The 22,415-nt window shown below is 64.0% G+C and carries 23 protein-coding genes; 12 read left to right on the top strand and 11 right to left on the bottom strand.

Translation table 11 applies throughout. The features are described from left to right. The first annotated feature begins 11 nt into the window (after window positions 1-11). Complete coding sequence (locus tag IEV38_RS08980; RefSeq protein ID WP_188395843.1) at window positions 12-818, top strand: transglutaminase family protein; 807 nt, start codon at window positions 12-14, stop codon at window positions 816-818. A 160-nt stretch (window positions 819-978) separates the two neighbouring features. Beyond that, window positions 979-1,863: a proteasome-type protease gene (locus tag IEV38_RS08975; RefSeq protein WP_188395842.1), complete on the top strand. Its 885-nt coding sequence runs from the start codon at window positions 979-981 to the stop codon at window positions 1,861-1,863. A gap of 78 nt (window positions 1,864-1,941) precedes the next feature. On the opposite strand, the gene IEV38_RS08970 is transcribed toward IEV38_RS08975, so the two are convergent. Beyond that, the gene (locus IEV38_RS08970) at window positions 1,942-2,643 is read right to left on the bottom strand and encodes a glutamine amidotransferase (protein WP_188395841.1); all 702 of its coding nucleotides are present in this window, start codon (window positions 2,641-2,643) and stop codon (window positions 1,942-1,944) included. Between the two features lie 93 nt (window positions 2,644-2,736). Next, entirely contained in the window at window positions 2,737-3,780 is a 1,044-nt protein-coding gene (gene purM / locus IEV38_RS08965; RefSeq protein WP_188395840.1) for a phosphoribosylformylglycinamidine cyclo-ligase, read from the bottom strand. Between the two features lie 341 nt (window positions 3,781-4,121). Between purM and hda the strand changes: the two genes are divergently transcribed. From hda to panB, 7 genes are read left to right on the top strand one after another with little or no spacing between them, the layout of a single operon-like run. Then, window positions 4,122-4,793, top strand: coding sequence for a DnaA regulatory inactivator Hda (hda, locus tag IEV38_RS08960; RefSeq protein ID WP_188395839.1), 672 nt, complete (start codon window positions 4,122-4,124; stop codon window positions 4,791-4,793). 43 nt (window positions 4,794-4,836) lie between these two features. Next, complete coding sequence (locus tag IEV38_RS08955; RefSeq protein ID WP_188395838.1) at window positions 4,837-5,511, top strand: histidinol-phosphatase; 675 nt, start codon at window positions 4,837-4,839, stop codon at window positions 5,509-5,511. Continuing rightward, a complete protein-coding gene (gene pcnB, locus IEV38_RS08950; RefSeq protein ID WP_188395837.1) occupies window positions 5,508-6,905 on the top strand; it encodes a polynucleotide adenylyltransferase PcnB in 1,398 nt (465 codons plus the stop codon). The genes IEV38_RS08955 and pcnB overlap by 4 nt, the downstream gene beginning before the upstream one ends. Continuing rightward, window positions 6,902-7,378, top strand: a complete 477-nt coding sequence (gene folK, locus IEV38_RS08945) for a 2-amino-4-hydroxy-6-hydroxymethyldihydropteridine diphosphokinase (protein WP_188395836.1) — start codon at window positions 6,902-6,904, stop codon at window positions 7,376-7,378. Before pcnB ends, folK begins: the two co-directional genes overlap by 4 nt. A gap of 30 nt (window positions 7,379-7,408) precedes the next feature. Then, window positions 7,409-7,756, top strand: coding sequence for a DMT family protein (locus tag IEV38_RS08940; protein ID WP_188395835.1), 348 nt, complete (start codon window positions 7,409-7,411; stop codon window positions 7,754-7,756). 36 nt (window positions 7,757-7,792) lie between these two features. Next, window positions 7,793-8,434 (top strand): deoxynucleoside kinase, encoded by a 642-nt coding sequence (locus IEV38_RS08935; RefSeq protein ID WP_188395834.1) that lies wholly within the window; start codon window positions 7,793-7,795, stop codon window positions 8,432-8,434. Further along, on the top strand, window positions 8,434-9,258 hold the full coding sequence (gene panB / locus IEV38_RS08930; RefSeq protein ID WP_188395833.1) for a 3-methyl-2-oxobutanoate hydroxymethyltransferase: 825 nt from the start codon (window positions 8,434-8,436) through the stop codon (window positions 9,256-9,258). The genes IEV38_RS08935 and panB overlap by 1 nt, the downstream gene beginning before the upstream one ends. A 62-nt stretch (window positions 9,259-9,320) precedes the next feature. Here panB and ypfJ read toward each other — a convergent pair whose 3' ends face one another. The 8 genes from ypfJ to IEV38_RS08890 form a co-directional block, all read right to left on the bottom strand. Then, complete coding sequence (ypfJ, locus tag IEV38_RS08925; protein WP_188395832.1) at window positions 9,321-10,175, bottom strand: KPN_02809 family neutral zinc metallopeptidase; 855 nt, start codon at window positions 10,173-10,175, stop codon at window positions 9,321-9,323. Window positions 10,176-10,262: 87 nt separating this feature from the next. Then, window positions 10,263-11,312 (bottom strand): HD-GYP domain-containing protein, encoded by a 1,050-nt coding sequence (locus IEV38_RS08920; RefSeq protein ID WP_188395831.1) that lies wholly within the window; start codon window positions 11,310-11,312, stop codon window positions 10,263-10,265. 131 nt (window positions 11,313-11,443) lie between these two features. Beyond that, a complete protein-coding gene (gene dnaJ, locus IEV38_RS08915; RefSeq protein WP_188395830.1) occupies window positions 11,444-12,562 on the bottom strand; it encodes a molecular chaperone DnaJ in 1,119 nt (372 codons plus the stop codon). A 140-nt stretch (window positions 12,563-12,702) separates the two neighbouring features. Beyond that, window positions 12,703-14,649 (bottom strand): molecular chaperone DnaK, encoded by a 1,947-nt coding sequence (gene dnaK, locus IEV38_RS08910; RefSeq protein WP_188395829.1) that lies wholly within the window; start codon window positions 14,647-14,649, stop codon window positions 12,703-12,705. Window positions 14,650-14,760: 111 nt separating this feature from the next. Next, complete coding sequence (grpE, locus tag IEV38_RS08905; RefSeq protein WP_188395828.1) at window positions 14,761-15,303, bottom strand: nucleotide exchange factor GrpE; 543 nt, start codon at window positions 15,301-15,303, stop codon at window positions 14,761-14,763. 229 nt (window positions 15,304-15,532) lie between these two features. Further along, window positions 15,533-16,639, bottom strand: a complete 1,107-nt coding sequence (gene hemH / locus IEV38_RS08900; RefSeq protein WP_188395827.1) for a ferrochelatase — start codon at window positions 16,637-16,639, stop codon at window positions 15,533-15,535. A gap of 76 nt (window positions 16,640-16,715) precedes the next feature. Further along, the gene (gene recN / locus IEV38_RS08895; RefSeq protein WP_188395826.1) at window positions 16,716-18,365 is read right to left on the bottom strand and encodes a DNA repair protein RecN; all 1,650 of its coding nucleotides are present in this window, start codon (window positions 18,363-18,365) and stop codon (window positions 16,716-16,718) included. Window positions 18,366-18,432: 67 nt separating this feature from the next. Beyond that, window positions 18,433-19,350, bottom strand: a complete 918-nt coding sequence (locus IEV38_RS08890) for an NAD kinase (protein WP_188395825.1) — start codon at window positions 19,348-19,350, stop codon at window positions 18,433-18,435. Between the two features lie 96 nt (window positions 19,351-19,446). On the opposite strand from IEV38_RS08890, the gene IEV38_RS08885 reads away from it, so the two are divergent. Together IEV38_RS08885 and hrcA are read left to right on the top strand one after the other, a co-directional pair. Continuing rightward, the gene (locus IEV38_RS08885) at window positions 19,447-20,142 is read left to right on the top strand and encodes an HAD family hydrolase (RefSeq protein WP_188395824.1); all 696 of its coding nucleotides are present in this window, start codon (window positions 19,447-19,449) and stop codon (window positions 20,140-20,142) included. A 125-nt stretch (window positions 20,143-20,267) separates the two neighbouring features. Next, a complete protein-coding gene (gene hrcA / locus IEV38_RS08880; RefSeq protein ID WP_188395823.1) occupies window positions 20,268-21,296 on the top strand; it encodes a heat-inducible transcriptional repressor HrcA in 1,029 nt (342 codons plus the stop codon). A 62-nt stretch (window positions 21,297-21,358) separates the two neighbouring features. Here hrcA and fur read toward each other — a convergent pair whose 3' ends face one another. Beyond that, window positions 21,359-21,784 (bottom strand): ferric iron uptake transcriptional regulator, encoded by a 426-nt coding sequence (fur, locus tag IEV38_RS08875; protein WP_188396118.1) that lies wholly within the window; start codon window positions 21,782-21,784, stop codon window positions 21,359-21,361. Between the two features lie 75 nt (window positions 21,785-21,859). Here fur and IEV38_RS08870 point away from each other — a divergent pair, with 75 nt between their 5' ends. Beyond that, window positions 21,860-22,408 (top strand): outer membrane protein assembly factor BamE, encoded by a 549-nt coding sequence (locus tag IEV38_RS08870; protein ID WP_188395822.1) that lies wholly within the window; start codon window positions 21,860-21,862, stop codon window positions 22,406-22,408. Window positions 22,409-22,415 lie beyond the last annotated feature (7 nt).

Raw genomic sequence — 22,415 nt, 5'->3', positions numbered from 1 at the left:
AAGAAATCCGGATGAGATTCGCCATCAGTCACGAAACGCTGTATCGCTATACGGCGCCGCTCAATTACACGATCCAGCAATTGCGCCTGACGCCGCGCCTCGAGGCGCATCAGAAGACCCTGTCCTGGCAGATCGACACCGCCGGCCAGCGCAATGCCTTCACCGACGCCTATGGCAACCAGTGCCACATGCTGACCATCACCGGCAATCACGATACCGTCAGGATCGCGGTCACCGGCGAAGTCGAACTTGCACCGCTGGAACGCGGTCGCCTCGTCGAGAAAGGCGCGCTGTCGCCGCTGGTGTTCACCATGCCGACGCGCCTGATCGAACAGACCGAAGCCATCCATGCCTTTGCCGGACAGCATCTGCGCGGGCGCGATTCGGCCGCCCTGCTGCAGCTCGCCGAAGCCATTTGCGGTGCGGTCACGTACCAAAGCGGTGCGACCGCCGTCACCAGCACCGCCAACGAGGCGTTGCAGCTGCAACGCGGCGTCTGCCAGGATCATGCGCATCTGTTCATCGCCTGCTGCCATACCCACAACATCCCGGCGCGTTATGTATCCGGCTACATCGATTCCGGCAGCTCCGGCCACGCCGAAAGCCATGCCTGGGCCGACGTGTGGGTTGACGAAGACGATTTTTCCGGCTGGGTCAGCATCGATGTGACGCATGCAGGTTTTGCCAGCGACATGCACTGCAGGCTGGCCGTGGCGCGCGACTACGACTCGGCCGCGCCCATCAGCGGCGTGCGGCGCGGCGGCGGGGAAGAATCGATGAACGTCAGCGTGCGCGTGGTGCCGCTCGATGCGCAATAAGGGGACACCGCGCAATGTTGCATGATCGAAAAGACAAAAGTGCACGCATGAAAATCCGCCTGTCTCCTTTCGCGCAACAGACGATGGTCAAACATTGTGTCGGCCGCCGCCGCTACGGCGATTCCTGTAAAATCGCCGTTTTGCTTCTCCACTCTTCACCATGACTTACTGTGTTGCGATGCGCCTGAATGCGGGACTGGTTTTCCTGTCCGATTCGCGCACGAATGCCGGCGTCGATCACATCGGCACGTTCCGCAAGATGAACGTGTTCGAGACGCCCGGCGAGCGCGTGATGGTCCTGATGACCGCCGGCAATCTGTCGATCTCGCAGTCGGTGCGTCAGATCATCGCCGAACACAAGACCGCCGCCGGCAAGACGATCTGGAATGCGGATTCGATGTACGAGGCCGCGCAGATCGTCGGCGAAGCCATCCGCCTGGTGCACGATCGCGATGCCGGCACGCTCGAACAGTTCGGCATCGATTTCAACGTCAGCATGATCTTCGGCGGCCAGATCAAGGGCGAGCGCTGTCGCCTGTTCCAGATGTATTCGGCCGGCAACTTCATCGAGTCGCACGACGAGAACACCTATTTCCAGATCGGCGAATCCAAGTACGGCAAACCCATCATCGATCGCGTCGTCACGCCCGACACGCCGCTCGACGAGGCCGCCAAGTGCGCGCTGATTTCCATGGACTCCACGCTGCGCTCCAACATCTCGGTCGGCCTGCCGCTGGACCTGCTGATCTATGAAGCCGATCGCCTGGCCGTCACGCGCTTTGCCACCATCGACGAACACAACCAGTATTTCCAGACGATCCGCGCGACCTGGGCCAAGCAATTGCGCACCGTATTCGAAAGCATCGACGACCCGGTCTGGAAGACCGCGCCCGACGAGGCGATCCAGGCCATGTCCACCATCGGCCAGAAAAGCCAGCCGCTGCGCATCGCACCGCCGCCGCAGTTCGGCATCCACACCGCCGAACCTGCCCCGCTGCAGACGCTGGCACAGGATGAAGAAGGCGGTTCCCGGCAACATCACTGACGGCCTCACCAATCATCGGACAATAAAAAACGGCTGCGACGTTCAATGCGTCGCAGCCGTTTTTCATTGCATCCGTCTTCAGGCGGGGATCGCCTTGTCCAGCCAGGCTTCAAGAATCTGCCGCGCCACCGCCTCGAGCCGCGGTCCGATCTCGCGCGCCTGCTGGCGCAGCATGTTCCGGCTCACGCCGGCGCGCGCCAGCTCGCAGGCATGACCGACCAGCCACTGCTCGATGCGCGTGGTATCGGCCTCGAGGTGGAACTGCAGGCCCAGCACCGCATCGCCGATGCTGAATGCCTGGTTGGGGCCGACCGCGGTTGACGCCAGATGCGCCGCGCCGGCCGGGATATCGAACTGGTCGCCATGCCAGTGCAGCACCGGCACGTCTCCCAGCAGCGCCAGCGGCGAATGGCGGCCGTGCTCGCTCAGGTCCAGCGGCGAAAAGCAGATTTCCTTGACGCCCAGCGGATAGACCTTGGCGCCCAACGCACGCGCCATCAACTGCGCACCGAGACAGATGCCAAGCAGCGGACGGCCGCTGTCGAGCCGCTGCCTGACCAGCGCCAGCTCCTGCTTCAGAAACGGATGAAAGCCGTCGTCGAAGGCGCCGATCGGCCCGCCCAGCACCACCATCAGGTCCGGCGCCACGGCATCGACCGCCGTCAGATCGTCGATGGTGGCATCGATGTAGCGGATGGTATAGCCGCGCTCCTTCAGCAGCGGCTCGAAGATGCCGAGGTCCTCGAAATGCACATGGCGCAAGGCGATGACGGTTTTCATGATCGATTCTTCCCACTTTCATTCGGTGAAGGTCTGAAACGAAAAGGGCCGCAACGCGACACGCTGCGGCCCTTTCCTCGTACTTCCGCGGAATCAGACGACGACGGTCTGCGCCTGACCCTGCTCGCGCGCGCGGATCTCGCCGATGCGCGTCACGTTCTCGCCGGCCGCCGTCAATTGCGCGATGGCCGCGTCCGCATCTTCCTGCGCCACGATCACGGTCATGCCGATGCCGCAGTTGAAGACGCGGTGCATTTCGTCGTCGGCCACGTTGCCGTGTTCCTGCAGCCACTTGAACAGCGGCGGCATGGTCCATGCATTCTTGTCCAGCACGGCAGTCAGGTTGTCCTGCAGCACGCGCGGGATGTTTTCGAGCAGGCCGCCGCCGGTGATGTGCACCATGCCCTTGACGTCCAGCTTTTCCATCAGCGCCAGCAGCGGCTTGACGTAGATGCGCGTCGGCTGCATCAGCACGTCGGCCAGCGGACGACCGTGGAAATCGGCGTTCAGGTCGGGCTGGGCGCGCTCGATGATCTTGCGCACCAGCGAGTAGCCGTTGGAGTGGATGCCCGACGAGGCCAGGCCCAGCACCACGTCGCCCGGCTTGATTTTCGTGCCGTCGATGATCTTCGATTTCTCGACCGCGCCGACCGCAAAGCCGGCCAGGTCGTATTCGCCGTCCGGGTACATGCTCGGCATCTCGGCCGTCTCGCCGCCGATCAGCGCGCAGCCGGCCTGTTCGCAGCCCTGCGCGATGCCCTTGATGACGTCGGTCGCGCTCGGCACGTCGAGCTTGCCGCAGGCAAAGTAGTCGAGGAAGAACAGCGGCTCGGCGCCCTGCACCAGGATGTCGTTGACGCTCATGGCGACGAGGTCGATGCCGACCGTGTCGTGGCGGTTCAGCATGAAGGCCAGCTTGAGCTTGGTGCCGACGCCGTCGGTGCCCGAGACCAGCACCGGCTCCTTGTACTTCTTGCTGATTTCGAACATGGCGCCGAAACCGCCGAGGCCGCCCAGCACGCCTTCGCGCAGGGTGCGCTTGGCAAAAGGCTTGATCGCTTCGACCAGCGCATCGCCGGCATCGATATCGACGCCAGCGTCGCGATAGGAAAGGGAGGAGGAAGAAGTGGAGCTCATGATTTGACGAGGGCAGTAAATTGACGGTTGATGCTGACGGTTGACACCGAAATGAAGCCTGATCCACGCCACATCGCGGCTTTGGCCCGGATTGCATGCGGGCTGTTGCCTGGATGAATGCCGGATCGACGCCTTTTCGTGCCGAATCGGGCGAGTCGCTCTATAATCCAGCTTTTGCTTGCGGGCAGGCTTCGGCAAACCGGTATTCTAGCAAATCGCACCCCGTCTTCCGCGACTTTCGGACCACTTTCTTTGACTCCCGTTGAAATCCGGCATCGCCCCATGCCCTCGCCCACGCATTCAGTCCGCCACTCGCCGTTCCTAGAATTGAATCCCCCCGCATGAGGCAGTTGCTACTCGACCTCCCCGCTGACAAGCCGCAGACGCTGGAATCCTTCGTCACCGGTGCCAATGCCGAACTGGCGGCGCTGCTGCAGCGCGTGGCGCACGCACAGGCCACCAGCCTCGACGAGCGCTTCGTCTATCTGTGGGGCGAAGCCGGCGCCGGCAAGTCGCACCTGCTGCAGGCGCTGGCCGCCACGCCGCGCGCGCGCCTGCTGACGCCGGCTTCGGCGCTGGCCGACTTCGATTACGATCCCGATACCGCGCTGTACCTGATCGACGACACCCAGCAGCTGTCGGCCGAAGCCCAGATCGCCGCCTTCGCCCTCTTCAACCAGGTGCGCGAACGCGGCGGCAACCTGGTGGCGGCCGGCAACGCGGCGCCGGCCGGGCTGGCAGTGCGCGAGGATTTGCGCACGCGGCTCGGCTGGGGCCTGATCTACCAGGTGCATGGCCTGAGCGACGACGACAAGATCGCCGCCCTCACGCATGCGGCGCAGGCGCGCGGCATCGTGCTGTCGGCCGGCGTGCTACCCTATCTGCTCACGCATTTTGCGCGCGACATGCGTTCGCTGTCGGCCATGCTCGATGCGCTCGATCAGTATTCGCTGGAAACCAAGCGGCCGATCACCCTGCCCCTGCTGCGCGAACTGCTGCAGCGCAACGACTGACGCTCCCCTGACCTTATTTTTCTGACCCTTTGCCGATTTCCGCATGAATCTTGCCCTGTTCGACCTCGACCACACGCTGCTGCCTCTAGACTCCGACCACGAGTGGGGCGAATTCCTGGTGCGCACCGGCGCCGTCGATCCGGTCGGCTTCGCCAGGCAGAACGACGCCTTCTATGCGCAATACGAAGCCGGCACGCTCGATCCGGTCGAATACCTGGAATTCGCGCTCGGCACGCTGGCCAGATTCTCCAAGCAGCAACTCGACGACTGGCAGCTCGCCTACATGCGCGAGGTCATCGAACCGAAGATCCTGCCGGCCGCACGCGACCTCGTGAAGCAGCACCAGGATGCCGGCGACCTGGTCGCCATCGTCACCGCCACCAACCGCTTCGTGACGGCGCCGATCGCGCGCGCGCTCGAGGTCGAGCACCTGCTGGCAGCCGAACCCGAATACGACGACCAGGGTTGCCCGACCGGCAAACTGATCGGCATACCGAGCTCGGGCGCGGGTAAAATTGCGCATACCAACGCCTGGCTGGCCGCGCGCGGCCAGACCCTGCAGGATTTCGAGCGCAGTTATTTCTACAGCGATTCGCAGAACGATATTCCGCTGATGTCCCTCGTCACTCATCCCGTCGCCACCAACCCTAATGCCCTGCTGGCCGCCCACGCGCAGGCGCACGGCTGGCCGATCATCCGCCTGTTCGAACAACAATGATCAAGAAGCTCATCCGCCGCATCCTCGGCCCCAAGAAGAAGCGTGGCGACGCCACCCAGCCCGACATCCTGACGGCGCAGGAACACGGCATCGATCCCAAGCTGGTCTCCAACAACGCGATCCGCGTCACCAGCACGCTGCAGCAGGCCGGCTTCAAGGCCTTCCTCGTCGGCGGCGCGGTGCGCGACCTGCTGCTCGGCGTCAAGCCCAAGGATTTCGACATCGCCACCGACGCCACGCCCGAACAGGTCAAGAAACTGTTCCGGCGCGCCTTCATCATCGGCCGCCGCTTCCAGATCGTGCATGTCATGTTCGGTCAGGACCTGCTCGAGGTGACGACCTTCCGCGGCGCCTCCGCCGAAGACGCGCCCAAGGACGAACACGGCCGCGTGCTGCGCGACAACACCTTCGGCGAACAGCACGAGGATGCGCTGCGGCGCGACTTCACCATCAACGCCATGTACTACGACCCGGCCACGCAGCGCGTGCTCGACTACCACGGCGGCATGGCCGACATCCGCAACAAGACGCTGCGCATCATCGGCGTGCCCGAGGCGCGCTACCGCGAAGACCCGGTGCGCCTGCTGCGCGTGGTGCGCTTCGCCGCCAAGCTCAACTTCACGATCGCCGAGGATACGCGCGCGCCGATCTCGGTCATGGCGCCGCTGGTCAACAACGTGCCGGCCGCGCGCGTGTTCGACGAGATGCTGAAGCTGCTGCTGAGCGGTCATGCGCTGGCCTGCCTGCAGCAGTTGCGCAAGGAAGGCCTGCACCACGGCCTGCTGCCGCTGCTCGACGTCGTGCTCGAACAGCCGCTCGGCGAGAAGTTCGTGCGCCTCGCGCTCGACGCCACCGACGAGCGGGTGCGACAGGGCAAACCGGTGTCGCCGGGCTTCCTGTTCGCGGCCCTGCTCTGGCATCAGGTGCTGGAAAAATGGAAGGCCTACCAGGCCGCCGGCGAATATCCGATTCCGGCGCTGCACCTGGCCGCCGACGACGTGCTCAACACGCAGACCGACAAGCTCGCGCTGCAGCGCAAGATCGCCTCCGACATGCGCGACATCTGGGCCATGCAGCCGCGCTTCGACCGCCGCGTCGGCAAGACGCCGTACAAGCTGATCGAACATCAGCGCTTCCGCGCCGGCTACGACTTCCTGCTGCTGCGCTGCGCCTCGGGCGAGATCGAGCGCGAGATCGGCGACTGGTGGACCGACTTCGTCGCCGCCGACGGCCCCGAACGCGAACGACTGCTGGCGAAGAAACCCGCTGCACGCAATACGGCCGGCGGCGAAGAAGCGGCAGCGCCGGCCAAGAAGCGCCGCCGTCGCGGCGGGCGCAGCCGCAAGGGCCAAGGCCAAGAGCAAGGCAGCACCGGAGCGGACCAGAGCGAATGACGCGCGCCTACGTCGGCATCGGCGCCAATCTCGGCGCTGCGCGCGAGACGGTGGCGCAAGCCATTCTCGCGCTCGATACCCTGCCCGGCACGCGCCTGAGCGCACAGTCGGCACTGTTCCGCACCGCGCCGATCGACGCCGACGGCGACGACTACGTCAACGCGGTCGCGCAGCTCGACACCACGCTCGATGCCCACACCTTGCTGCAGCAATTGCTCGCGCTCGAAACACAGTTCGGCCGCCAGCGCTCCTACCTCAACGCGCCACGTACCCTCGATCTCGACCTGCTGCTGTACGGCGACGAGCGCATCGCCACACCCGAGCTGACCGTACCGCATCCGCGCCTGACCGTGCGCGCCTTCGTGCTGATCCCGCTGCTGCAGATCGATCCCTTCATCGAGATTCCGGGCCAGGGCTCTGCGCACGGTTTCGTGGCCGGCGTTGCCGATCAGGCGATCGCGCGGATTCCCTGACTTTCCTCACCTTCCGATTTCGAGGCCCTCATGCAGATTCCCGTCATCGTGCAGACCACCGTCCTGCTGACGCTGTCCAACGTCTTCATGACCTTCGCCTGGTACGGTCATCTGAAGGGCCTCGCCTCCAAGCCGTGGTGGATCGCCGCGCTGATCAGCTGGGGCATCGCGCTGTTCGAATACCTGCTGCAGGTGCCGGCCAACCGCATCGGCTACACCGAGATGAGCCTGGCTCAACTGAAAATCCTGCAGGAAGCGATTACACTCACGGTTTTCGTGCCGTTCGCGCTGTTCTTCATGGGTCAGCCGTTCAAGCTCGATTACGTATGGGCGGCACTGTGCCTGGTCGGCGCGGTATATTTCATCTTCCGTTCCTGAAGACCGGGAAGGCACCGATACAGCACCAATAACGCAATGAATCTGGACAACTACAAATACATCGTGGTCGAAGGCGCCATCGGCGCCGGCAAGACCAGCCTGTCGCGCAAGCTGGCCGCGCAGCTCGAGGCGCAAACCCTGCTCGAACTGCCGGAGGAAAATCCCTTCCTCGAAAAGTTCTACCGCGACGCCGCGCGCTACGCGCTGCCGACGCAGATGTTCTTCCTGTTCCAGCGCCTGAACCAGTTGCGCGACCTGGCGCAGCCCGATCTGTTCGACGCGCGCATCGTCTCCGACTTCCTGCTCGACAAGGACCCGATCTTCGCGCGGCTGACGCTCGGCGACGACGAACTGGCGCTGTACCAGCAACTCTACGAACACCTGCGCCCGCAGGCGCCGCTGCCGGACCTCGTCATCTATCTGCAGGCCGAGCCGGCCACGCTGATCGACCGCATCCGCAAGCGCGGCATTCCGATGGAAGCGGCGATCTCCGAAAACTACATCGAGAAGCTGTGCGAAGCCTACAGCCGCATCTTCTACGACTACGAGGCGTCGCCGCTGCTGATCGTCAACACCGAACACCTGAATCCCATCGACAACGACGAGGATTTCGCGCTGCTGCTGCAGCGCATCGCCAACATGCGCGGCAAGCGCGAGTTTTTCAGCCGGGGGGAATAATGGCCAGTTATCTGCAGGAAAACGCACAACGCACCAAGCCGGTCACGATCACGTCGCTGCAGGCCATGCGCGACCGCGGCGAGAAGATCACCATGCTGACCGCCTACGATGCGAGCTTCGCCTCGCTGATGGACATGTGCGGCGTCGAGATGCTGCTGATCGGCGACTCGCTCGGCATGGTCTGCCAGGGACACGATTCCACGCTGCCGGTCACGATCGAGGACGTCGCCTACCACACGGCCAGCGTCGCGCGCGGCGCCAGGACCGCCTTCGTCATGTCCGACATGCCGTTCGGCTCCTACGCGACCAGGGAAGATGCCTATCGCAACGCCGTCAAGCTCGTGCAGGCCGGCGCCAAGATGGTCAAGATCGAAGGCGGCGCCTGGCTCGTCGATACGGTGCGTTTCCTGAGCGAGCGCGCGATCCCGGTGATGGCCCATCTCGGCCTGACGCCGCAGTTCGTGCATCAGTTCGGCGGCTACAAGGTGCAGGGAAAAAGCACCGAGGCGGCCGAACAGATGATCAAGGATGCGCGCGCGCTGCAGGAAGCCGGTGCCGCGCAACTGCTGCTCGAAGCCATTCCGGCGTCACTGGGCAAGGCGGTCACCGAAGCGGTCTCCATTCCCACCATCGGCATCGGTGCCGGTCCCGACTGCTCGGGCCAGGTGCTCGTCATGCACGACTTCATCGACGTCTTTCCGGGCAAGAAGGCGCGCTTCGTGAAGAACTTCATGCAGGGCCAGGACAGCATCGAAGGCGCGGTGCGCGCCTACATCCGCGAGGTGAAGGACGGTACCTTTCCGGCGCCCGAGCATTGCTTCTAGTCTTCGGGAAGCAGCCATGAAAAAGCGCCCTCGGGCGCTTTTTCTTTTTGGAGACCGGCAGCCTACAGCGTGCGCGCCGCAAACGTGTTGCAGGTATTCAGGTCGCCGCTTTCGATCCCCTGTTTGAACCAACGCACGCGCTGTTCCGAGGTGCCGTGCGTGAACGAATCCGGCACCACGTAGCCCTGCGACTGCTTCTGCAAGGCATCGTCGCCGATCGCGCTGGCGGCCTTCAGCGCGCTTTCCACATCGCCCTGTTCGAGGATGCCGCGCGCGCGGTCGGCATGATGCGCCCACACGCCGGCAAAGCAGTCGGCCTGCAGTTCGACACGCACCGACATCGCATTGGCCTGCTTCTCGGTGCCGCTGCGGCGGACCTGGTCAACCTTGTCCATGATGCCGGTGATGTGCTGCACGTGATGGCCGACCTCATGCGCGATCACATAGGCCTGGGCGAAATCGCTGGCGACCTGGAAGCGCTCGCGCATGGTCTGGTAGAACGCGAGGTCGATGTAGATCTTCTGGTCGCCGGGACAGTAGAACGGACCGGCCGCGGTGTCGCCGGTACCGCAGGCGGTCGGCGTGCGGCCGGTGAACAGCACCAGGCGCGGCTGCTGGTAGGTGCCGCCGTTCTCGCGGAAGATGGTACCCCAGGTGTCCTCGGTATCGGCCAGCACGGTGCGCACGAAGCGCGCCATCTGGTCGTCGGCCGGCGTTTCCTGGATCGGCGCCTGCTGCGTCTGCACCTGACCACCGCTCAACAGGCCGATGATGGTCATCGGATTGATGCCGAGGAAATACGAGCCGAGCAGCGCGATGACGATGGTGCCGATGCCGATCGAGCGGCCGCCCAATCGCGCGCCGCTGCCGCGCCTGTCTTCCACATTGCCGCTTTCGCGGTTGCCTTCCCATTTCATCGCCTACCTCGTCCGGTTGTTGTTTTTGCTCATGACCGACATCGTGTTGTCGCCCCGCCATTCTGCTGCCGAACGGCGGTCCGCGCATCAATTATCTGCGGCACTCTGTTCGGTTTGCAACGTCCTGATCTCGTCGCCGTGGCGCATGAACGCGTCAACCAGTTCCGGATCGAAGGCGGCACGGTTTTCGGTGATGAAGGCGCAGGCCTGCTCCGGACTCCACGCCGGCTTGTAGGGGCGCGCCGAGGTCAGCGCGTCATAGACGTCGGCCAGCGCCACGATGCGCGCTTCCACCGGAATCCGCTCGCCGCGCAACCCCTGCGGATAGCCGGCGCCGTCGAAACGTTCGTGGTGCGAGCGCGCGACGGCGGCAGCGGTGCGCAGGAAGGACGAGGCGCCGTTGGCAAGGATGTCGTAGCCCATCTGTGCATGCTCGCGCATCGCGCTCATCTCCTGCGGATCGAGCCGGCCGTGCTTGTTGAGCAGCGCCGGCGCGATGCCGATCTTGCCGATATCGTGCAGCGACGCCGCCTGCTCGAGCAGATCGACTTCGTCGTGCGACAGGCCCGCCGCGCCGGCGATGATGCGCACATAGCGCCCCACGCGCCGACCGTGCGCGGCCGTCGCCTCGTCGTGGAAATGCACGAGCCGGTCGAAGCCTGCCAGCATTTCCTCGGTACCGATACCGCGCTCCTCGCCGATGCCGCGCATGCCGTCAAGCAACATATCCAGCCGCTCCTGCTGCGCGCGGCGCGCGTGCAGCATGTCGATCAGGTAGCGCAGGCGCGCTGCGACCTCGGCTTCGTCGAGCGGCAGCGTCATGCATTCGGTCATGTCGCCATCGATGGTGTAGGCCGGACACGCGGTGTCGTCCGGCAGCAGCAGAAGTACGGGAAGCTCCCACTCGCAGGCGCGCAGTTCGTGCAGCACGGCCGCCGCATCGATGCTGCCGCCGTGCGCGACGATGGCGAGATCGGCCTGCATGGATGCGGCAGATGCGGATTCCATGGGAACGGCATCGATGACCATGGCGGGGTCGACGCGCTGCGCGAGCAGGATCAGCGCGGCACGCAGTACCGCATCGTCGCAGAACAGGGAAAGGGAAAAGTCGGGCTTGCGAAGGACGGACTCGGGCATTGATGAACGGGGCAAAACGGGAAACGGAAGAAAGACAGATACAGGCAGTCCGCCCATCATAAAGCAAACCGCCGGGCAAAAATTGCCCGGCGGTCACATTCCTGCGCCGGTGAAACCGGCCTTGATGACGCTTACTCGAAGAATTCCTTGACCTTGTCCTTCCAGGTCTTGGTCTGCGGACTGTGCTTGGAACCGCCCTCGATCGTCAGCTGCTCGAACTCGCGCAGCAAATCCTTCTGACGCTCGGTCAGCGTGACCGGCGTTTCGATCACGACGTGGCAGAACAGGTCGCCGGCGTAGCCCGAGCGCACGCCCTTGATGCCCTTGCTGCGCAGGCGGAAGGTCTTGCCGGTCTGCGTGCCTTCGGGCAGCGTGAAGGAGGCCTTGCCATTGAGCGTGGGCACCTCGACCTCGCCGCCGAGCGCGGCCTTGGCAAACGAGATCGGAATCTCGCAATGCAGGTCGTCGCCTTCGCGCTGGAACACCGGATGCGGCTTGATGCGGATTTCCACGTAGAGGTCGCCCGGCGGACCGCCGTTCATGCCGGGTTCGCCGTTGCCGGACGAGCGGATGCGCATGCCGTCGTCGATGCCGGCCGGAATCTGCACTTCGAGCGTCTTGTTGCGCTTGATCTTGCCGGCACCGCTGCAGGCCGTGCACGGCGACGGATTCATCTTGCCCGAGCCGTGGCATTTCGGGCAGGTCTGCAGCACGCTGAAGAAGCCCTGCTGCATGCGTACCTGGCCGTGGCCACCGCAGGTGGTGCAGGTGGTGGGCGAGGTGCCGGGCTTGGCGCCGCTGCCGTGGCAGGTATCGCACTCGTCCCACGACGGCACGCGGATCGTGGTGTCGTAGCCATGCGCCGCCTGTTCCAGCGTGATCTCGAGGTTGTAGCGCAGGTCGGCGCCGCGATAGACCTGCGGACCGCCACGGCCGCGTCCTGCAGCCTGACCGAAGATGTCGCCGAAGATGTCGCCGAAGGCATCGGCAAAGCCGCCGGCGCCTCCGCCCATGCCGTTGTTGGGATCCACACCGGCATGGCCGTAACGGTCGTAGGCGTCGCGCTTCTGCGGATCGGAGAGCATCTCGTAAGCCTCCTTGGCTTCCTTGAATTTCTCTTCCGCTTCCTTGCTGCCCGGATTGCGATCCGGATGATGCTTCATCGCAAGTTTGCGATACGCCTTCTTGAGCTCGTCTTCCGAGGCATTCTTGCCGACACCAAGAATCTCGTAAAAATCACGCTTCGCCATCTGTACCTGCCCTGTCTTTTCTCTGCTGTTTCCGAACTGCCATTCATGCAAACGCCGAGTCGAGGTTTTTCAACCGCCGACCCGGCGCCCGCGGACCACATGCGCGACGGCGGCCATCGCTGGCCGCCGCCGTTACCGCATTACTTGTTGTCCTTCACTTCCTTGAAGTCTGCGTCAACCACATCGTCTTGCTGCGGCTTGGTTTCTTCCTGCGCGCCGCCGAAGTCGGCACCTGCCGCACCGCCGGCTGCCGCCTGCTGCGCCTGCATGTCGGCGTACATCTTCTCGCCGAGCTTCTGCGCCGCTGCCGTCAGGGCAGCAGACTTCTCGTCGATGGCGGCCTTGTCGCCATCCTTCAGGGCATCCTCGAGCTCCTTGATGGCAGCCTCGATCTTTTCCTTTTCGCCGTCTTCCAGCTTGTCGCCGTATTCGGTCAGCGACTTGCGGGTCGAGTGCACCAGCGCATCGCCCTGGTTGCGCGCTTCCGCGACTTCCTTGGCGCGCTTGTCCTCTTCGGCATTGGCCTCGGCGTCCTGCACCATCTTCTGGATTTCCTCCTCGGTCAGACCCGAGTTGGCCTTGATGGTGATCTTGTTTTCCTTGCCGGTGGCCTTGTCCTTGGCGCTCACGTGCAGGATGCCGTTGGCATCGATGTCGAAGGTGACTTCGATCTGCGGCGTGCCGCGCGCGGCCGGCGGGATGCCTTCCAGGTTGAATTCGCCGAGCGCCTTGTTGCCGGACGCCATTTCGCGTTCGCCCTGGAACACCTTGATGGTCACGGCCGGCTGGTTGTCGTCGGCGGTCGAGAACACCTGGCTGAACTTGGTCGGGATCGTGGTGTTCTTCTGGATCATCTTGGTCATCACGCCGCCCAGCGTTTCGATGCCCAGCGACAGCGGCGTCACGTCCAGCAGCAGCAGATCCTTGCGGTCGCCCGACAGCACCGAACCCTGGATCGCGGCGCCGACGGCCACGGCTTCGTCAGGGTTGACGTCCTTGCGCGGCTCCTTGCCGAAGAAGTCCTTCACCGCTTCCTGCACTTTCGGCATGCGGGTCTGACCGCCGACCAGGATGATGTCGTCGATGTCGGAGACCTTGATGCCGGCATCCTTGATCGCGGTGCGGCACGGCTCGATCGACTTGGCGATCAGGTCCTCGACCAGCGATTCCAGCTTGGCGCGCGTGATCTTCAGCGTCAGGTGGACCGGTGCGCCGTTGGCCATGGCGATGTACGGTTCGTTGATCTCGGTCTGCTGCGACGACGACAGTTCGATCTTCGCGCGTTCCGCCGAAGCCTTGATGCGTTGCAGCGCGATCGCGTCCTTCGACAGGTCGAGGCCGTTGATCTTCTTGAATTCCTCGATGATGTAGTCGATCAGGCGCTGGTCGAAGTCTTCGCCGCCGAGGAAGGTGTCGCCGTTGGTCGAGAGCACTTCGAACTGCTTTTCGCCGTCAACGTCGGCGATCTCGATGATCGAGACGTCGAAGGTACCGCCGCCGAGGTCATAGACGGCGATCTTGCGGTCGCCCTTCTCTGCCTTGTCGAGGCCGAAGGCCAGCGCCGCCGCGGTCGGCTCGTTGATGATGCGCTTGACGTCGAGGCCGGCGATGCGGCCGGCGTCCTTGGTCGCCTGGCGCTGCGAATCGTTGAAGTAGGCCGGCACCGTGATGACGGCTTCGGTCACTTCCTCGCCCAGGTAATCCTCGGCGGTTTTCTTCATCTTGCGCAGCACCTCGGCCGAGATCTGCGGCGGCGCGAGCTTCTTGTCGCGCACGGAGACCCAGGCGTCGCCGTTGTCGGCCTTGCTGATCTGGTAAGGCATCAGGCCGATGTCCTTCTGCACTTCCTTTTCCTCGAACTTGCGGCCGATCAGGCGCTTGACGGCGTACAGCGTGTTCTTGGGATTGGTGACAGCCTGGCGCTTGGCCGGCGCGCCAACGAGGATCTCGCCGTCTTCCTGATAGGCGATGACGGACGGCGTGGTGCGCGCGCCTTCGGAATTCTCGATGACCTTGGACTTGCCGCCTTCCATGACGGCGACACAGGAGTTGGTCGTGCCCAGATCGATACCGATGATTTTGCCCATGATGGTCTTCCCTTAAATATCTTTAAAACGAAACTGTTGAATATGAAAAATGGCTGGATACCGCTCAATATGCGGTGAAACGGCCCGCTTTCAAGCCGTTTTTGCCGTTTTTTACTGCGCTACCGTCACCAGCGCGGGGCGCAGCAGGCGATCCGAGATCATGTAGCCCTTCTGCAGCACGGCGACGATGGTGTTGGCCTCCTGTTGAGCCGGCACCATGGAGATCGCCTGATGCTTCATCGGATCGAGCTTGTCGCCCTGCTGCGGCAGGACTTCCACCAGGCGGCCCTTGTCGAAGGCGGTATTGAGCTGCTTGAGCGTCACCTCGACGCCTTCGCGCAGCGACTCGACCGACGGCGTCTCGACCTGCAGCGCCATTTCGAGGCTGTCCTTGACCGGCACCAGCGCCTCGGCAAAGCCCTCGATCGCGAATTTGTGGGCACGTGCGATATCGTCCTGGGCGCGGCGTCGGGCATTCTCGGCCTCGGCCTTGGCGCGCAGGAAGGCGTCCTGCAGTTCCTGGATCTGCTGCTGCGCGGTGGCCAGCTGTTCTTCCAGCGTCGGCGCCGCTGCGGCGGGCGCCTCGGCGTCGCCAGCCTTTACCGGCTCTTCCATCGATGCCGCCTGCTCGGCGTACTTGTCCTGGTCTTGCATGAAAAAATCTCCAACAATCAATGGGTTACAGCAACATGGCTGAATGCGGGAATGAATACGAATGCCCACATGGGGCTATCCCCCATGTTTTCAAGAGAGTGGCAGCGGGAAAATTGACGCTCCGCCAACTTTCCGGCCGCGTCCGTGCCGGAGCAACCCGCGATGATAAGGCGAGCAGGCGCCTTGATGTTGTAATTTTTTCGGCTGGCGCGCGGTTGGTTTGCAGCCGCTACGGCTGAAAGTCCTGTGACGCCTGCTCCTCGTCGGCCAGACGCAGTTGCCGGTCGAGTTCCTCGCGCTGCGCAGCATTCGCCAGCGTCGGCCAGCCGATCATGTGCTGCTCGGCGATCTCGGCCAGCGCCGCGATCCAGGCCTCGTGCTCGTTCAGGCACGGAATGTAATGAAAATCGCTGCCGCCGGCCCGCAGGAAGTCCTGCCGCACTTCCATCGCGATCTCTTCCAGCGTTTCCAGGCAATCGCTGGTGAAGCCGGGACAGATCACATCGACGCGCCGCACGCCGTCGCGCGCGAGCTGCTGCAAAGTCGGCGCGGTGTAGGGCTGCAGCCATTCGGCCTTGCCGAAACGCGACTGGAAGGTCACCAGATACTGCTCCGGCGACAACCCCAGCGACTGCGCCAGCAGCCTTGCGGTCTGCTGGCATTCGTGGAAATACGGGTCGCCCTGCTCCAGCGTGCGCTTGGGCACGCCGTGGAAACTCATGACCAGCTTTTCGGGCTGGCCGGCCATTTCCCAGTGCGCCAACACCGACTGCCGCAGCGCGCGCACATAGCCTTCATGGTCGTGGTAATGCTTGACGAAGCGCAGTTCCGGCACATCGCGCACCTGGCGGTAATGCGCGAACACGGCGTCGAAGATGGAAGCGGTGGTGGTACCCGAATACTGCGGGTAGGCCGGCAGCACGAGGATGCGTTCGCAGCCTTCTTCCTTGAGCTTGCGCAGCACCGCCGGCACGCCGGGATTGCCGTAGCGCATCGCATGCACCACGCGCACGCGGTGGCCGCGCCGGTTCAGCGCAAGCGCCAGCAGGCGCGCCTGCCGTTCGGTATGGATGCGCAGCGGCGAACCTTCCTCTTCCCAGATCGCATCGTACTTGGCGGCCGACTGCCCGGAGCGAAACGGCAGGATCGCCAGATGCAGGATGGGCGACCAGACGAGGCGCGGAATCTCGACCACGCGCGGGTCCGACAGGAACTGCTTGAGGTAGCGGCGCACCGCGGAACTGGTCGGCGCATCGGGCGTGCCGAGATTGACCAGCACGATGGCGGTGCCGGTCGGCTTGCCATGGGCGGGCGGAGGTTCGGGAAGGAAGCGCATGGCGGTGTTCTGGACTCCTCGGAGCAAGGGCGATGCAGGGATGGATGGCGGCGCCGCGGTTTGGTTCAAAACCGGTTCAACCGGCCAGCAGTTCGCGCGCATGCGAGCGCGTGGTGGCAGTGATTTCGAGCCCGCCCAGCATGCGCGCGATTTCCTCCACGCGCGCCTCGGCATCAAGCGCGGCGATGGTCGAGACCGTCTTGCCGTCGCTGTTGCGCTTGCTGACCTCGAAATGCCGGTTGGCCTGGCTGGCGACCTGCGGCAGGTGCGTCACGCACAGTACCTGGCGCTCCTGCCCGAGCCTGCGCAGCAGGCGGCCGACGACTTCGGCCACGCCGCCGCCGATGCCGCTGTCGACCTCGTCGAAGATCAGGGTCGGCGTCGCCGTCGCGCTCGATGCGATGACCGAGATCGCTAGCGAGATGCGCGCCAGTTCGCCGCCCGAAGCGACCTTGGCGAGCGGACGCGGCGTGGTGCCGGCATGGCCGGCCACCAGGAATTCGACCTGTTCCAGGCCGAAGGACGCCGGCTCGCACGATTGCAGCGCAATCTCGAAACGGCCGCCGGCCATGCTCAGTTCCTGCATCGCCGTGGTGACCGCCGCGCCCAGCGCCTTGGCCGCCTTGGCACGCGCCTTGGACAGTTTTTGCGCTGCCGCCATGTAGGCCGCCTTCAGTTTGTCCTCCTGCGCGCGCAAGGCATCGAGGTCGCTGGCGTCGGCCAGCTGCTGGAGTTGCGCCGACAAATTGTCGAGCTCCTGAGGCAGCGCGTCGGCGTCGATGTGGAACTTGCGCGAGGCCGCGTGCAGGTCTTCGAGCCGGGTTTCGACCTGGCGCAGCCGTGCCGGGTCGAGCTCGATGCGGGACAGGTAATCGTTGAGCGCATAGACCGCTTCCTGCAACTGGATGCGCGCGGGCTCCAGCACGTCGAGCACCGGCTGCAGGCCGGCATCGAGATCAACCAGCTTGCCGAGGCGGGAATTGATGGCCGACAGCTGCGACAGGATGGGCGCGGCATCGGATTCGGAAATCGCCTGCAGGGCTTCCTGCGCGCCCTCGATCAGCGAGGCCGCATGCGACAGGCGGCTGTGCTCGGCGCTGATCTCGCTCCATTCGCCGGCCCTGGGCGCTAGCTTCTCGAGCTCGCCGACCTGCCATTCGAGGCGTTCGCGCTCGAGCAACACGTTCTTCGCATTGGTTTCGAATTCCTCGCGCTGTTTCGCCAGCGCGCGCCACGCCTTGTAGGCGGCGGCCACGGCTTTCGCCTCCTCCTGCAGGCCGGCCTGATTGTCGAGCAGCACACGCTGCGCGTCGGCCTTCAGCAGCGACTGGTGTGCGTGCTGGCCGTGGATGTCGACCAATTTCTCGCCGAGTTCGCGCAGCTGGGTGGCGGTGGCGGCGATGCCGTTGATGAATGCGCGCGAACGGCCGGCGCTGTCGATCACGCGCCGCAGCAGCGCGCCACCGTCCTCGTTGGCAAAGGCGTTGTCGGCCAGCCAGGCGTCGAGCTCGGGACCAGCGGCGAATTCCGCCGTGATGTCGGCCTTGGCCGCGCCCTCGCGCACCACGCTGGCATCGCCGCGCCCGCCGAGCGCCAGGGCCAGTGCATCGATCAGAATGGATTTGCCGGCGCCGGTCTCGCCCGTGAACACCGAAAATCCCGCGGAAAACTCGAGATCGATGGCATCGACAATGACGAAATCGCGAATGGAAAGCGTGCGCAGCATGGAATGGAATCGGCCCTGTGTCGTTGTTCGTCCGCCTGCGCGGCGTGTGAAAGCCGCGCGGCGGCGATTATTTTAACCGTCCCTCGACAGACAGATACTCGTTCCAGTGCAGCTTCTCGCGCAAGGTATCGTAGTAATTCCAGCCGTAAGGATGCAGGAAGGTCGCCGCGTGCTCGGAGCGCTTGACGACGATGCGGTCATAGTCCTGCAGGCGAGCCACCGACTGCATGTCGAAATTGATGTTGGCCTCGCGACCGCCGAGCACCTGGATCACGATCTCGCTCGAATCGGGCACCACGATCGGCCGGTTCGACAGCGCATGCGGCGCGATCGGCACCATCGCGATGCCATGCACGCTCGGGTGCAGAATCGGCCCGCCGGCCGACAGCGCATAGGCGGTGGAACCGGTCGGCGTCGCCACGATCAGGCCGTCGGAACGCTGGTTGTACATGAAGTTGCCGTCGACCTCGACGTGCAGTTCGATCATGCCGGAGCCGGAACCGCGCGACAGCACCACGTCGTTGAGCGCCAAGTTGTGATGCGTGACCACATCGTCGCGCATGATCACGCCTTCGAGCAGGGTACGTTTTTCGGAGACGACGGAGCCGTTCAGCATTTCCTGCAGCATCGGCATCATGCGGTCGAGCGAAACGTCGGTCATGAAGCCGAGCCGGCCCTGGTTGACGCCGATCAGCGGCACGTCGAACGGCGCCAGCTGGCGTGCGATGCCGAGCATGGTGCCGTCGCCGCCGACGATGATGACGGCATCCGCCGATTCGCCGATCTCGCGCAGCGATTTCGACTCGTAGCCGACCAGCGAGAAATTCTGCACGGTCTCGGCTTCGAACAGCACGCGACGGCCGGTCGCATCGAGACAATCCGCAATCTGCATCAGCGACTGCGCGGTACCGCCGGCCATGTATTTGCCGACGATGGCAATGGTCTGGAAACGCGGCAAGGGAGTGGAATGAGGGGTGGGAAACATGATGCAGCAGATTAGACCATAATTTGTTATTCCATTGCACCCGGACACCGGCCCATTCGCGCAAAAGACACGGCGCGCGCATGGCCCTCGCGACGCATGACAACTCCTCCGATCAAGGCAGTCCTGTTCGACCTCGACGACACCCTGTGGCCGCTCGATGCGGTCATCAAGCGCGCCGAAAACACGCTGTACGAATGGCTGGCCATCCATGCGCCGGGCGTGACGCAGCGTTTTACGCAGGACGGTCTGCGTGCGCTGCGCGCCGACCTGCTGCCGACCGATCCGCGCTACCGCTACGACCTGTGGGCATTGCGCCATGCCACGCTGACCCGTGCCTGCGAGGAATGCGGCGAGGACACCGCGCGCATGCTGCAGGCCATGGCCGTCTTTTCGGAGGCACGCAATGCCGTCACGCCGTTCGACGACGTCGCTTCGGGCCTCGCCAGCCTCGGCCACCGCCACCTGCTGGGCTCGGTGTCGAACGGCTTTGCCGATCTGCAGGCCATCGGCCTCGCGCATCACTTCAGGGCCTCCTTCGCCGCGCGCCAGTTCGGCAGCGCCAAACCCGATCCCGCCATTTTCCTCGCCGCCTGCGAAGCACTCGGCGTGGCACCCGGCGAGACGCTCTACGTGGGCGACGATCCGCTGCTCGATGTGGCCGGTGCGCGGAATGCCGGCCTGCAGGCAGGCTGGATGAACCGCTTCGGCCGAACCTTGCCCGATCACATCGTGCCGGCCGCGCAGTTCACCACGCTGCACGATATCGACCGTTGGCTGCGGCAGCCGGCCTGATGCCTGGCGCGCGGCGGTTCCGCTCTTGAGATTTCCGGCCATGCCGGCATGTTGAGTGTGATACGGTGCAAGCGTCGTCCGACTGCTTGCCGGACGGCATTGCGACTCTTTACAATATGCTCACCATGCAACTCGACAATCGCGCCCAAACCCTGCTCAAGGCTCTGATCGAACGCTATATCGCGGACGGCCAGCCGGTCGGTTCGCGCGAACTGTCACGCATTTCCGGACTGGAGCTGTCGCCGGCCACCATCCGCAACGTGATGGCGGACCTGGAGGAAATGGGGTTCGTCGCCAGCCCGCACACCTCGGCCGGCCGCGTGCCGACGCCGCGCGGCTACCGCGTGTTCGTCGATACCCTGCTGACGGTGCAGACCATCGATCACAGCAGCGTCGAATCGAAACTGCAGTCGTCGCTGCACACGGGTTCGTCGCAGAAGGTGATTTCCAATGCGGCGCAGATCCTGTCGTCGCTGTCCGAGTTCGCCGGCATCGTGATGACACCGCGCCGCGAATCGGTGTTCCAGCAGATCGATTTCCTGCGCCTGTCCGAAAAGCGCATCCTGCTGGTGATCGTCGGCCCCACCGGCGACGTGCAGAACCGCCTGCTGCTGACCGAAACCGACTACACGCCCTCGCAGTTGGTGCAGGCCGCCAACTTCATCAACCAGCATTACGGCGGCCTCAGCTTCGACGAGGTCAAGCTGCGTCTGCAAGGCGAACTGCAGCAGTTGCGCGACGACATGACGCGCCTGATGCAGATCGCGGTCGAAGCCGGCAGCGACGCCATGAACGACAGCAGCGAGGACGTCGTGATCTCGGGCGAACGCAATCTGCTGAGCGTGACCGACCTGTCGTCCAACATGGCCTCGCTGCGCCGGTTGTTCGAACTGTTCGAGCAGAAGACCAGCCTGATGCAGCTGCTCGACAGCTCCAACAAGGCCAGCGGCGTGCAGATCTTCATCGGCGGCGAATCGAACCTGGTGCCGATGGACCAGATGAGCGTGGTGACCTCGCCCTACAGCGTCAACGGCAAGGTGGTCGGCACGCTGGGCGTGATCGGACCGACGCGCATGGCCTACGAACGCGTGATCCCGATCGTCGACATCACGGCCAAGCTGCTGTCGAACGCGCTCAGCCACTCGTCCGGCTGACCTGCCAACAAAAAAGCCGCTCGTCCCTGCGGAGAGCGGCTTTTGCATGAAGCGCGTTTCTTTTATTTCTTTTTCTTCTGGCAATCCTTGCAGTGGCCGTACAGCGCCAGTGCATGGTCGGCGATCTCGAAGCCGTACTGCTGGGCGATGCGCACCTGGCGTTTTTCGATTTCCTCGTCGTAGAACTCTTCGACCTTGCCGCAATCGAGACAGACCAGGTGGTCGTGGTGCGAACCTTCGTTCAGTTCGAACACGGCCTTGCCGGTTTCGAAGTGATTGCGCTGCAGGATGCCGGCTTGCTCGAACTGCGTCAGCACGCGATAGACGGTCGCCAGACCGACATCGAGATTATCGGCCAGCAACATCTTGTAGACGTCTTCGGCGCTCAGGTGGCGCACCTTGGCGTTCTGAAAGATATCGAGGATCTTCAGACGGGGCAGCGTCGCCTTGAGGCCGCTGGCTTTGAGTTCGGATGGATTGTTGGGCATGTTCTTGCTCACGTAATGAATATCTGCCTTATCATATAGCGTTTTCATAGTATTGCTCAACCACCGAGATTCCCTATGCCCCACCTGCCTTTCCAATCCGGCCGCTTCCCGGCAGCCGCCAGCGTTCTGTGCGCGGCGCTGGCCGTACTTGTCGCAGGCTGCGCGACCAAGAAGAATCCGCTGATGGAGGAGCCAACTCCGGTGGCCGCCAGCCAGCCGGCTGCGGCGGCAGACGGCGACAAGGCAAAGAGCGATGCCAAGGCAGCCACGGCAGGCGGCGTGCAGACGGTCAAGGAAAAGCGCTTCCTCGGCTTCCTGCGCCCCTATCGTCCCGACATCCAGCAAGGCAACTTTGTCTCGCAGGAAATGGTGGCCCAGCTCAAGCCTGGCATGACGCAGGACCAGGTGGTGTTCCTGCTCGGCACGCCGCTGCTGACCGATGTATTCCACGCCGATCGCTGGGATTATGCGTTCCGTCTGCAGAAGGGCAACGGCGAGGTCACGACCAGCCACGTGACCGTGCATTTCAAGGATGGCGTGGTATCGAGCTTCGAGGGTGGCGACGACCTGCCGACCGAACAGGATTACCTCGACCGCATCGCCGACAAGGCCAAGAAGAAATAATCCCATC

The sequence above is a fragment of the Oxalicibacterium flavum genome, from assembly GCF_014635065.1.
GTDB classification, from domain to species: domain Bacteria; phylum Pseudomonadota; class Gammaproteobacteria; order Burkholderiales; family Burkholderiaceae_D; genus Oxalicibacterium; species Oxalicibacterium flavum.
Note: the sequence above shows the minus strand (reverse complement) of the source record. Positions and strands in the feature narration are given on the sequence as shown.